This window comes from Rhizomicrobium sp. (assembly GCA_037200045.1).
GTDB lineage: Bacteria > Pseudomonadota > Alphaproteobacteria > Micropepsales > Micropepsaceae > Rhizomicrobium.
Window position 1 is genome coordinate 1936279 of record JBBCHM010000001.1, and the last position, 12906, is coordinate 1949184.

Consider the following 12906-nt stretch of genomic DNA (forward strand, 5'->3'; position numbering starts at 1 on the left):
AAATGAAGGGCGCCAAAGCTAGTAGTTGTCGGATCAATATTTGCCCCTCCCTCTGGCTATTCATGAGCTGAATGATGGAAACGGTAGAAGCCGCGCCAAGAGCTTCTGTGCTTATCGAAAGCATGCGGGACATCGGTTATTCCCTTGAGACCGCGCTCGCAGACATCATTGACAACTCGCTTACCGCAGGTGCGCGAAACATCCAGATACTCACGCCGCCGGACAGGTCATCTCCGAGGATAGGAATTCTCGACGACGGCGATGGCATGACGCGCGAGGAATTGCTCGCTGCGATGCGTCTCGGGAGCAGAAGCCCACTTGAAGAAAGAGAGCGTACGGACCTCGGGCGCTTCGGTCTTGGATTGAAGATCGCGTCATTTTCTCAATGCCGCCGACTTACAGTCGTTACTCGGCGGAGCGGCGAGACCCACGCAGCAATCTGGGATTTCGAACGTGTGGCAAAGACCGACGAGTGGCTGGTCGAGATTCCGGACGACCCTGACACCATCCCCTGCGCAGACAGCCTCGGTGAAAAGGGCACCCTTGTTCTTTGGGAAAATCTCGACCGTATCGTCCGGGACACCTCCGAGGAGGGTTTCGCGCACTTTGTTCGAAGAATGGACGAAGCACGCTCGCACCTTGAGCTGGTCTTTCACCGCTTCCTCTCGGGCGAGCCCGGTCACCGCAAGATCGCAATCGTGCTCAACAATCGGCCACTTGAACCCTACGATCCTTTTCACTCATCGCATCCCGCCACCATCGCGGGGCCGATCGAAAAGATCAGGGTGGGCATGCAGGAAGTCGTCATCCAGACATTTACGCTGCCCCATCATCGCAAGGTGACTCCTGAGGAGTGGGAACGGCATTCCGGCGCGGCTGGATACGTCAAGAACCAGGGCTTCTATCTTTATCGGCAGAGGCGCCTGATCATCTACGGCACCTGGTTTGGACTGGCCCGGCAAACGGAACTGGCAAAGCTTGCGCGCGTACGCATCGACATCCCGAACGGACTGGATTCCGAATGGAAGATCGATGTCAAGAAGGCCTCGGCCCAACCACCCTATCAGGTACGCGAACGGCTGCGGCGCATCATCGAGACCATGGGCGCGAATTCAAGACGCATATACACGGCACGCGGACAAAAACTCATATCCGACAATCGTCTCCCGGTCTGGAATCGCATTCAGGACAAGGGTGAGATCATCTATCGGATCAATTGCGATCACCCACTCGTCTCCGCATTTCATTCACAGCTTCAATCGGCCCAATTGCAAAGAACGTTCAAGGATATCCTGGAGATCATGGGTTCAGCTCTGCCGATGGATTCGCTGTTCGCCGATCTTGGGGGCGAGCCAGACAAGGTCGGAGGCAACCAGTTGTCGGATGAGGCCCTTGGCCATGCAGTGACCATCACCGTGGCCCAGCTGCAGAGCTCGGGCCTCGGAATGACTGATATCAAACGCATGCTTCCCTTTGCCGAGCCGTTTCGCTCGAACTGGGACCGTGCCGAAAGCCTGATTGATCACATGAATGCCGAGGGGGATGAAGATGCCTGAGAATGCTGCAAATCTCGAAAATCTTGAGATCGCCGTCGAGGGCTTCCTCGCACGGGAAGCCAATCCGACCCCCGAACGGATTCGTGAACTGATTGCACAATTCCGTGTAATCCCGACATGCAGCGTCGATGACGAAACTGCAGAGTTTCTCGCAAGGCGATTTGAAGCGCGGCACGGGGTAACGATGACAATCGGTTCCGTCCTCACCGAAGAGGATTTCGAACCATGGCTTGACAGCGCGAAGCCCGGCATCAACCCCTATTACTGGTCGAGATACAAGAAGCTTCTTGCAGAGAAGCACTTCTCGACCCAGGTCATGGCGACACTCGACGATGTCACCGACCGCATTCTGGGTCTTCTCGAAAATCCATTGAAGCCGGGGCCGTGGGACAGACGAGGAATGGTCGTGGGCCACGTCCAGTCGGGGAAAACTGCCAACTATACCGGTCTCATCTGCAAGGCGGCCGATGCCGGTTATCGGCTTATCATCGTTATCGCCGGCATTCACAACAATCTGCGAAACCAGACCCAGCTTCGTATAGACGAGGGCTTTGTCGGTCGTGACAGCGCCCGCCTTCTCTCCCGAAATGATGAAAAGTTTGTCGGCGTCGGCCGGTTTGATCAGACGCGCAGGCCCGTGACATTCACGAATTCGCTGAGGGATTTCAGCAAGGCCATGGCGACGAGCGTGGGCGTACCGCTGCAGAATCTCAATGAACCGGTCATCTTCGTCATCAAGAAGAATTCGAGCACGCTCAAGAACCTCCTCGAATGGCTCGCGGAGCATAACGCCAGCAGAGGCGGACAGACCGTCGATACACCCATGCTCGTAATCGACGACGAGGCTGACAACGCTTCCATCAATATCGGTCATGACAAGGGCGAGGTGTCACGGATCAACGGACATATCAGGAGTCTTCTCCGGATGTTCGCCCGTTCCTGCTACATCGGATATACCGCAACACCTTTCGCCAACATCTTTATCGATCCGGATACCGACGACGAGATGTACAAGGCGGACCTGTTCCCGCGCAATTTTATCGTCAGCCTCGATCCGCCGACAAACTATTTTGGCCCCAGTCGTGTGTTCATTCAGGAGCCGGGAAGCTTCGTTCGGCACATCGATGACAACGAGGACACTCTGCCGCTTCTGCATACCAAGGAGCTGCCCGTCGCCGGATTGCCGGCAAGTCTGGTGAAGGCAATCAGGTCGTTTGTCGTCGCCCGTGCAATTCGGCTCCTGAGAGGGCATGTCAATCAGCACTGTTCAATGCTGATCAATGCCTCGCGCTTTACCGAAGTCCAGCGACAGATAAGGAATGAGGTGCACAACAGGCTTGAGCGGATGCAGTCGAGCGCCCGCATCAACGGAGCGCTGCCGGAATCAGACGCCTTGAAGGATCCCGAAATCGCGGCCCTTCATGACGTCTTTGAGGCGGAATATGCCGAGGCGACAGAGTTCTCCTGGCTGGACGTCCAGCAGAAGCTCAACGAAGCCGCCGCACCGATAAAGGCCGTCGAGGTCAACAGTCGGTCCTCGGGTACCCTCAACTATGCCGAGCATGAGAAGACCGGCCTGAATGTGATTGCGGTTGGAGGTTTCTCACTGTCGCGGGGACTGACACTGGAAGGGCTGATGATCAGCTACTTCCTCAGAAACTCAATGATGTACGACACCCTGATGCAGATGGGTCGGTGGTTCGGTTACAGGCCCGACTACGATGACCTTTGTCGTATCTGGATGCTTGAGGAAGCCGAAGGATGGTACTCGTATGTTGCGGAATCCATCGAAATGCTGCGCGAGGAATTGCGCAGGATGGAGGTGGCCGGCGGCACACCCGAAGACTTTGGCCTCAAGGTCAGAAGCCATCCGACCACCCTTATTGTGACTGCGCGCAACAAGATGGGGTCGGGTGAAGAGCTGGTTGTCAACATCGGTCTTGGCAACAGCTTCGTTGAGACCGTGGTGCTCAGGCGCGACAGAGACAGCCTTGAAGCCAATCGTGCCGCCGTTGATCGGTTCGCGAAACGGCTCGCAGGCGAAGGCAACCCGTTGACAGCAGCACAACGCGTTTCCGGCGGCTGGCTCCTTGAGGACGTAAACGTCGAAGCCATCCTTGGCTTTCTATCCGGTTTTCAAAATCACCCTGGCTCCATTTATACAGACCCCGGCCCGGTACGTCGCTATATCCAGGACCGTGCCGCCTCGGAACTGTTGTCGTGGGATGTGCTCTTTGCGAGCCTGCGCAATGAGGGTCCGGAATCGCTTGTCGATAACGGCCTTGGCGTGCCGATCATCTGCCAGTTCCGGAAGACCGGGCGAAGAAGCGACACACGCACACTTCGCATTACGGACAATGCCCGCGTCTCATCCCGAGGTGTCGAAAAGGCCGGTCTGACGGACGATCAGCGCCGGAATGCCGAACAGGCCTATCGCGCGGCCAATATTCTCGAAGAGGAACCGGGCAAGACACTCAATTATCCTGACCGCATATATCGCGAACAGCGCATTCGCCCTCTTCTCATTGTTCATCTGCTGCAGATCAGGGAAATGGCAGAGCCCGTCGTGGCCTGGAGCATCAGCTTCCCGAAGACTGCTGTCGAGGAAACTCGCGTCGAGTTTGTCGTGAACACGACCTGGATGCGCGAGAATTATCCGGAGGAGGCCGAAGACGAAGAAGCCGGGGATGATGATGAGTGATCCATGGACCGATCTCGCGACGCCTGATGAGACGACCAAGGTAAGCGCACGCCGCGTCGACGAGCGTCTGCGGTGGAATTTCTACTGGGCGAAAAGCGCCGATCGAAAATGCCTGCTCGTTCTCAGACATGCTCCCGACTCGCAGCCGGCGTCCCGTCTTCCGACCCTCAACGGCCTTGAGATATCCGAAACGGAGGCTGATGACGGCCAGAACAGAATGCTGGTCTTTCGTCTGTCGGACAGCAGTCAACGCGTCATCTTCGAGCAGCTCTGCCGGGACATCGTGTCGGCAACGTCCGTTGCAGAGTCCGAACCGGAAGCAGTCGAGTTTGCCTTGGCCAGAACCTGGCGCTGGCATCACCTCTTGCGCGGCGGAAGCAGCGGTCGACTCTCCGAGGAAGAGCAGAAAGGCGTCATAGGAGAATTGCTGGTATTTGAGCGACATCTTCTTACCCGCTTTTCACCCGGCGAGGCGCTGGAGGCATGGCGCGGCCCGCTCGGTGCCCCGAAGGACTTCGAGATCGGACAGATTTGCATCGAGGCGAAGGCGAGACGCGGAGGAGCCACACCCTTCGTCGTCATCTCGTCCGAACATCAGCTTGATAGTGAAGGTCTGGAATTTCTTTTTCTGCACGTGGTCGACCTGAGCAGCGCTCCATCGAGCGACGCGCTGGCATTCACGATCACCGACATCGCACGACGGGTTCGCGAACGTGTCGAAACCGCAGATCAGGGGGCAATCGAACTGCTCGATTCGCGTCTGCTGGCTGCCGGGTTTGACTGGCGGCAGGACTATTCGGCGTTCCGATGGGTATCCGGACGATCGCGCATCTATCGCGTCGGGGATGAATTTCCGCGTCTGTCCGCACATGACGTGCCAGCCGGTGTTTCCGATGTCCGGTATTCGCTCTCGCTCATGGAGTGTGAAGGATTCGCCGTGACGCCGGAAGTTCTCGATGAAGCATTGGCCGGAGGGGACAATGGCGATTGAGATCGGCGAATTCTATCAGGAGTTCTTTCAGGACATCCTGGCGTCTGCCGACGCTGACGGCCGCTATGCCGAGGACGCCTTTTTCAGCCTGTTCTGCGAGCAGCTTGTGGATGCAGGCGAGCTCGAGACCGCAGATCGCGCGCCATATGTTTCGCCGAATCGCGCAACAAGAGTGGACGGCTACGGTGGCGATCCGGCCGGAGCCGACGGCGTTCTGAGTCTGATCATCGCCGACTTTCATCAGTCGGCCGAGATCGCAACACTTACGGCCACCGAAATGGAGGCTCTGTTCAAGCGCGTCTACAGCTTCCTCTCAAGATCGCTTGATCGGTCCTTCAGGGATGGACTTGAGGAAACGACACCGGCCTTCGGACTTGCCGATCTCATCGCTGCGAGATGGCCATCGGTTTCCAAGGTCCGACTTTTCCTGGTCAGCAATCGCATGCTGAGCACCCGGGTTGACGGCCGCGAAGCGGACACGCTCAGGGATATACCCGTCACCTATAGCGTGTGGGACCTCGGTCGACTCCACCGTTTTTCCACGTCAGGTCACGGCCGGGAGGAAATCGGAATCGATCTTGAAGCCGACTTTGGCGGAGCGATGTCGGCGCTTCCCGCCCACCTGACGAATGCAGGCTACGAGGCCTATCTGGTTGCCGTGCCAGGCATGCAGCTCGCAAAGATATACGACAGGTGGGGTGCGCGCCTGCTTGAGCAGAATGTTCGCGTCTTTCTTCAGGCGCGAGGAACCATCAACAAGGGAATCAGAAACACCATCGAGAACAATCCCGAAATGTTCTTCGCCTACAATAACGGGATCACCGCAACCGCCGAGGCGGTCACGACCCGGGAGTCGGAGAGTGGACTTCTCCTGACCGGATTCAAGAATCTTCAGATCGTGAATGGCGGGCAGACAACTGCCTCCATCCATGCCGCCAGCCGGAAGAAGGGCGTGGACCTTTCCAGGGTCTTTGTGCAGATGAAGCTATCCATTGTGGACCACGAGAAGGCTGTTGAGATCGTTCCGAAGATTTCGGAGTTTGCCAATAGCCAGAACCGGGTCAACGCAGCCGACTTCTTCGCGAACCATCCTTTCCACGTCCGAATGGAGGATTTCTCTCGTCGCCTCTTTGCGCCGTCTCCTGACGGTACCTTCAGGGAGTCGAAGTGGTTTTACGAAAGAGCGCGCGGCCAGTATCAGGATGCGAGAGCCAACCTTACCGACGCGCAGAGAAAGAAGTTTGATCTCGAATATCCGAAGTCACAGCTCTTTTCGAAAACCGATCTCGGAAAGTACCTCAATGTCTGGAAGCAGCATCCGGATATCGTCAGCAGGGGCGGACAGAAGAATTTTGTCCATTTCGCCGACGCGATCGGCAAGGAGTGGGACAGGAACGCCGATGCGTTCAACGAAAGCTTTTTCCGCCATTCCATTGCCAAGGCGATCATTTTCACGGAAGTCGAGCAAATCGTTACCGAACAGCCGTGGTATCAGGGTGGTTTTCGCGCGAACGTGGTCGCATACGCGATATCGAAGCTTGCCCACGACGTGGACAAACTCGGCCTCTCGGTCGATTTCGACGCCGTCTGGAAAAAACAGGCGATAAGCGCGGTTCTGCGCGAGGCGCTGACAATAGCTGCGAAGGAAGTTCACGATGTCATCGTCGACACGCCGCCCAACGTCAGCAACGTCACGGAATGGGCCAAGCAGCAAGCCTGCTGGAACCGGGTCGCCGGCGTGGGAATCCAATGGCCGGCCAGGCTGAAGGACGAGCTTGTCAGCAAGGAAGAGGCACAGGAAGGGAAGCGTTCCGCCGTCAGGGATCAAAAGATGCTGAACGGCATTGACGCGCAGAGCGCGGTTGTCAAGGCGGGTGCCGCACTTTGGAAGGACGTACTCGATTGGGGTCTGGAGCGAAAGCTTCTCACCCCGATGGAACGCGGGATTCTCGAGACCGCCGCAGCGATGCCGCGAAAGCTTCCAAGCGAAAAGCAGTGCGTGATCACCATTGAGACATTGAGAAAGCTTCGCGCGGAAGGCTGCCAGCTCGGAGTTGGCATTGTCTGACGCACGGAGAACATAGTCGATGCGCGCGTGGGCACTTCCCCTTCGGACTCCGGCGTCGTTTCCCCGTTCTTCCTCCACTGCGCTTCGTGCCGAACAGGTGATCGCCCTCATCGCCTTTGTCTTTCATGCCCCTCCAAACCCAGTTCATTTTTCGCCCACTCGGCGCGAATTCCGGATTGCCTTTGGTGGAAACTCTAGCGCCTGCGACGCTTCTAGAGTGCTGAAAACTTGAACAACGACTCTGCTTCTCTCATGCGTTGCCTGGTCTCTTCAAAGCCTTCGGTATCGCTTCCGATGGAATTTGCTGCCTTATTTCGTCGTAAAGACGCCTAGCAGCTACGCGCGATACGCTACGGCCACAGTTGATACGTGTCGCGAAAGACTCCGGCCCGTCACACCCTTCACGAACTGCGCCCCCGAGGGTAGCCAACACCGTCTGGATTGTCGGCGTTTCACCAGCAGCTTTGGACCTAGCCATTAACAGACGAGCGGGCAGACCGGCTAAGAATGCGAGGTCTGCAACAATTCGAGAGACAAAATGTCGTGCGTGCTCGCATCGACCCAGTTTGTTCGGGCGACCAAGAAACGCGACTTCCAACTGGCAAAGCGGAACGCCCGACATCCACAACGGCCAGAGCGTTGCCAACACAGGAAGCGCTAACTCCGCGCGTTCTTTATCGATCGATAGCTTCTTGTATTCCTCGCCCAGAAGCCCTTCCAAATTTTCGGGGCGAATCAACTCCATAAGCATGGCTGGGCTGCTTTCGAGCCACTTTATCAACGACGCAACTATCTGTGTTGCGGACCCATCAAACGAACCAGAATCAGCAAGATCGAGCAGTTGTTGGAGAAGCTTTATCGAGAAGCCTGTTGAGGCGGCAAGGTGCTCGATCCACTTGTCCTTGTCGGGGAGATCGACTGTAGCGCGCGCCGCGATGGTAGACTTAATCCTTGTGTCGATCCACTGTTCATCACCCGCTACCTTCGCTCTATATGCAGCGAATGAGCGCTTCAGCATCGCAACGGCGGGATCTTCCACCTCACCAGCAATTGCTAATGGAAGCTTGCTCAGCAGATAGGCCGGAGTGCCGTTCTTCGTTATGCCGTTGTGAATTTGGTCTAGGACGACTTTCATCGGATCATCAATGGTCAGGCATTGGTCTGCCTGTTCGAAGATCGCCTGCAAGTCCATCCAATGATTGCTGATCTCACTTTTTGCGTCATCGAAGCCGATGACCTTGCTCGGTACGAGGAGGACGAACCCTTCAGCCCCCTCGCCTGCCCGCCCCGCCCGGCCCGCTGCGTTAAGTAGTTCATGAGCTTCAAGCCGTTTCATCTTGTCCGCGCCTGGATCGAAGCGGCTATCACCTGAGATTATGACTACCTCGCTTGGTAGGTTCATTCCCTGAGCGAGCGTAGATGTGGCAAACAACGCGCCAATTCCGTCGCGGCGTTTGAATAGACTTTCATGAAGATCGCGTTCCTCGCGCAATAACAACGAATGATGGCTCGTCGCGCCGGTCCTGAGCACGCCATCGTCGTCAAGGCGAAGATAGCAGTATTCTGCGCCTCCCATTTCCTCGACCGATAACAGTCGCCACGCCTTCTCTTCGTCCGTCAGGACGACGGGCTGAGCGTCGAGACGAGCAGGAAACTCTTTGACGCAGCTCTCACAAAAAAACGGTCGTCTGAACGAAAACAAGCGTTTTCATCCCTGCGGTGACCGATGCTGCCGCGATTGCTCCGCTTGATTCGTTCCCGTTGGGAGTTAACTGCCAAACACGACCGTTGTTGGCTTTTCGTGTGGCAAGCAGAACCTGCGATGACAACAGAGGGAGCAACGCGTAATCTTCGCGATGCGTCGTGCTCCACGTTTGCAATAGACTGAAGAACCCATATGGCGAGGCATGAAGCTCTCTCTGAACCCAAGTTGGTGCAGCTTTTTGGGTTGGGTGCAGCTTTCTGGCGCCGCGCAGTTTCTTATCTAACGCTGTGATTTGCTCAGCCGGATAAACCACGCATCCGCGAACCTGTCGGGTTGGTTTCCACGACAGATCAAGGGTCAAACAATCGCGGCCAGTAAGCTCCTTGAGCCAGCCTGCAATCTCGCCAGTATTTTTCATCATGGCGGATAGCATCAACAAATCTGCCGCTGGGGCCGCTCTTGTCAGTCCTAGAATTGTGAGCATAGCATCGAGCCCTCGACGACTTCTGTCTTCCTCCCGCGGATGGAGAAGGTGACATTCGTCGAAAACAATAAGCCCAAGACCCTCGAACGCTTCGGGTTGCATCGAAAGCAGCATAAGGCAGCGTTCCGGAGTGGTCACTGTCACTTCAGGAAGTACATAGATTTCAGCGAGGGTAACGTCGTCATCAACGTCACCAACAATGTCGAAACTTTGAAACGTACGCTTCAGCGCCCGCGTGGTTTGTGCGACAAGTGCGTGGGTTGGCGCTAAGAAAACAACTTTCTCACCGCGAAGCAGAGCCGTTACGATCTTTAATTCGGCAAGAGTTGATTTGCCCGCTCCAGTGGGAAAGCTGATTGCGGACGATATCCCTTGTTTGAGATAACCCGCCGCTATGGCTTCGCGATGATTGCGCCACAAGTAGGGGCGTTGCCGTGCCATCCTGCGCAAAACCTGCCACCATCCTGCCTCATCTACGCCGCCGGGCGTCGGGATTCGGGTTAGTGCCGTTCCCAAAAGATCGCGCTCTACCGCAAGGAGCAGATTTGCGAGATGAAGCGGCCCCGGATAGAGACTGTAAACTTGATCGCCGGAGTCCAGTACACCGTCTATTGCCTCGACGCAGAGTTCCCGCACCTTACGAAATATCGCCACTGCGGGTTCTAGTCCTCCTGCGCTAGGTTCAAGATCGAATCGTAACCGAATTTGCTCTGCCAGCCGTCTAATCCCTTTCAACAACATTAGAAGAAGCGACTGGACTGCACGGTCTCCCATATCGGCTGTCAGACTGATTTTTGGAATATCGCTCCTTAGGATCGAGATGAGCCTCCCGTGTGCTAGGTCTCTGATAGCGGTGAGAAGGGCTCTCTCAATAGGGCTTGTGTGATCGGGATGCAGCACGATCCGCTTAGCCGCCTCCGTCGCATCTGCATAAGACTCGGCAACGAGAAACAACAAAGTAGTGCACACGTCGGGAGAAACGGTGGAAGCGTCGATGCGGCTTGTTGCTGCTTTGCCGAAGTGACCGTGTGTAAACGCTTGATGTGCTGATGCCGCGACAAAGGCTGCTGCGGCTCGGTTTGCTCGGTCTGGAAGCAGCGACACATATGCTTCGTATGTAAGTGCAAGTCGCCGTAGCTCGTACAGATTCCTTTTAGTCTCGTCCGGCGGCGTACTCTCGGTCGCAGGCTGTAACCTTATCCGCGCCGAAACAACGTCGGCGAAGGCCTCCGTCAATCGTTTCGGCAAGCTTTCAAGATCAAGGCCGTCGAGCGCGGGAGCAGACTGGATGAGTGCCGAGGTGACCGGATCAAACATTCGCCACCGCCACCGACTTAATGTGTTCGATCACGCGATTGGCAAACTGATCCATCCATTTGCGTAACTCGGGAACGTACATCGTTTCGGCGCGGCGACGCTTGACATCTCCCGGCGCGTTTTCGTCGAACCCTTTGAATAGCTTTGCCCGCCGCGCAGAAGTCGAGTGGGTCTTTCCCACTGTGATGCTGACACGGTAGTACCGTGCCTCCTTCCACATGATGTTTGAAATCGCGGCGTCTACATCCAGGCCGGGATCGAGCCTCGCTTGCGCATCAAGGACGCCATTCACTTCATGAGTAAGTTCGTTTGCCCTATCTCCCGCTTCCAGTGCTGCGATTCCCGGCAGAACGTCCTCGCGAATTGTCTGGCGCGCATTGTCCGTCGCCTTATCTTCGAATATGACGACGGCCGTTATGGCCTTGCCGTCCGCCGACAATTCGAGCTGCAATCCATCGAACCCTTTGTGGGCTTTGATGATATGCGGCGGACGCGTGACGACGCCTTTTGTATCCCGATGCGCCGCGATCCAAGAAATGGTCTGAAATATCCAGCCGTCGCGATGCCATGGGTCTTCGTTAGGCTCGACGGTTAAGAGCGAGATGGCCGCTTTGGCTTGCTCCGCGCTCGTGCTGGGTCCATCAACTCCGGCGCCACCTAGAATTTTTGAGACATGGCGATATTGGCCAAGGGCCACGCGCGCAACACGCTGCGACAGCGTGTCTTCGTCCGTTATGGTCCAGCTAAAACCATGACAGAGCTGACCATGATCGATGGCTGAAAGAGTAAGCGACATGCGCGAAAACTTGCTGGCTGATTGTAGGTCTGCTGGCTAGGAGTTGGATACCGTCGGTGTTACTTTCTGAGTATCCAGTCAAAGGCCAGAAATTACCTCTAGCACCTAATATTGTTGGATCAAAACTAGGGTCCAGACTCATAAAGTCCACCACACGATAGCAGCGACGAGGCATACGGAGGCTAGGAAGTTTCTGGCGAGCCTGTCGTAGCGTGTGGCGATGCGCCTGAAGTCCTTGAGGCGGCAGAAGGCGTTCTCGATCTTGTGTCGCTGCTTGTAGGATTTTCTGTCGAAGCTGAAGGGCTGCTTGCGGTTCGATCTGTTGGGCACGACGGGCTTGGTGCCGCGCGCCGTCAGCCATAATCGCAGTTCTTCGCTGTCGTAGGCTTTGTCGCCGAGCAGCCTCTTGGCGATCTTGCTTCGGCGGATGAGACGCTGGGCCGGCGGGCAATCGTGCGCCTGGCCGCCGGTCAGGAGGATGGAAAGAAGACGGCCCTTAGCATCTGCGATTGCGTGGATTTTCGTGTTTCGCCCGCCGCGCGAGCGGCCGATCGCCTGCTTAAGCTCCCCCTTTTTGCGCCCGAGGCCGAGCGGTGGGCTTTGACATGCGTCGAGTCGATCATCTGGGTATCGGTGGATCGTCCGCGCTCCGCCAATTTGCGGAACAGCCGCTCCCAGATGCCGCGCTCGGCCCAGCGCACGAAGCGATTGTAGATTGTCGTATGGGGGCCGTATTCCGGCGGGCAGTCGCACCACCGGCAGCCGCTCTTCAAGACATGTAGGATGCCGCTGATCACGCGACGGTCGTCCACACGATCTTTGCCGCGCACGTCCGTCGGCAAGTGCGGCGCGATCCGAAGCCATTGCTCGTCGCTCAGCCAAAACAGGTTGTTCCGCATCCCAATGCCTCCGAATCACGAAGCAACGGAATCATCAACCGATTCAACCGACAATGACTTTTTTGGGTTTCGGCCCTAGTTTGATAGCGCGGCGCTTAACCCGCGAAAACTGCCTATTCTTTGGTGGAGACTTCGCGCTCTCATGACGACGACAGCCTTTCTCGGCGGAAGCTATCCAGATAACGCCCGCTAATCAGCCGGCCATGCAGAGCGCTGGCATCTGACTCGACGGCCAAGGGGCGCTGCCCCTCGCGAGCGGAAGGATTCCCCTTTGGGCTCCGGCGTCGTTTCCCCCGTTCTTCCTCCGCTGCGCTCCGTGCAGAACGGGTGATCCCCTTCGCCGACTTCGTCCTTCCCCTTGCTACCCCCGGTCTCGCCGACGGGCAGGG

Annotated in this window: 8 protein-coding genes; 4 read left to right on the top strand and 4 right to left on the bottom strand. The window is 56.7% G+C overall.

From position 1 onward, the window contains the following. Nucleotides 1-74 precede the first annotated feature (74 nt). From WDM86_09200 to WDM86_09215, 4 genes are read left to right on the top strand one after another with little or no spacing between them, the layout of a single operon-like run. On the top strand, nucleotides 75-1556 hold the full coding sequence (locus WDM86_09200; GenBank protein ID MEI9990202.1) for an ATP-binding protein: 1482 nt from the start codon (nucleotides 75-77) through the stop codon (nucleotides 1554-1556). Further along, a complete protein-coding gene (locus WDM86_09205; protein MEI9990203.1) occupies nucleotides 1549-4257 on the top strand; it encodes a Z1 domain-containing protein in 2709 nt (902 codons plus the stop codon). The genes WDM86_09200 and WDM86_09205 overlap by 8 nt, the downstream gene beginning before the upstream one ends. Continuing rightward, complete coding sequence (locus WDM86_09210; GenBank protein ID MEI9990204.1) at nucleotides 4244-5248, top strand: PD-(D/E)XK motif protein; 1005 nt, start codon at nucleotides 4244-4246, stop codon at nucleotides 5246-5248. The genes WDM86_09205 and WDM86_09210 overlap by 14 nt, the downstream gene beginning before the upstream one ends. Further along, nucleotides 5238-7316 (top strand): AIPR family protein, encoded by a 2079-nt coding sequence (locus tag WDM86_09215; GenBank protein MEI9990205.1) that lies wholly within the window; start codon nucleotides 5238-5240, stop codon nucleotides 7314-7316. Before WDM86_09210 ends, WDM86_09215 begins: the two co-directional genes overlap by 11 nt. A 250-nt stretch (nucleotides 7317-7566) precedes the next feature. Here the strand turns inward: WDM86_09215 and WDM86_09220 are convergent, their stop codons facing one another. The 4 genes from WDM86_09220 to WDM86_09235 all read right to left on the bottom strand — a co-directional run bounded on the left by WDM86_09220 (nucleotide 7567) and on the right by WDM86_09235 (nucleotide 12517). Beyond that, nucleotides 7567-9018 (bottom strand): helicase-related protein, encoded by a 1452-nt coding sequence (locus tag WDM86_09220; protein ID MEI9990206.1) that lies wholly within the window; start codon nucleotides 9016-9018, stop codon nucleotides 7567-7569. Next, nucleotides 8987-10822 (bottom strand): DEAD/DEAH box helicase, encoded by a 1836-nt coding sequence (locus WDM86_09225; GenBank protein ID MEI9990207.1) that lies wholly within the window; start codon nucleotides 10820-10822, stop codon nucleotides 8987-8989. Before WDM86_09225 ends, WDM86_09220 begins: the two co-directional genes overlap by 32 nt. After that, nucleotides 10815-11618 carry a hypothetical protein gene (locus tag WDM86_09230; protein MEI9990208.1) on the bottom strand — a complete coding sequence of 268 codons (804 nt, stop codon included), beginning with the start codon at nucleotides 11616-11618 and terminating at the stop codon, nucleotides 10815-10817. Before WDM86_09230 ends, WDM86_09225 begins: the two co-directional genes overlap by 8 nt. Before the next feature lie 138 nt (nucleotides 11619-11756). Next, nucleotides 11757-12517, bottom strand: a protein-coding gene (locus WDM86_09235; protein ID MEI9990209.1) for an IS5 family transposase whose coding sequence is annotated in 2 segments (ribosomal slippage) — nucleotides 11757-12190 and nucleotides 12190-12517 — 762 coding nt in all. Because the reading frame shifts where the segments join, the coding sequence is not laid out codon by codon here. Nucleotides 12518-12906 lie beyond the last annotated feature (389 nt).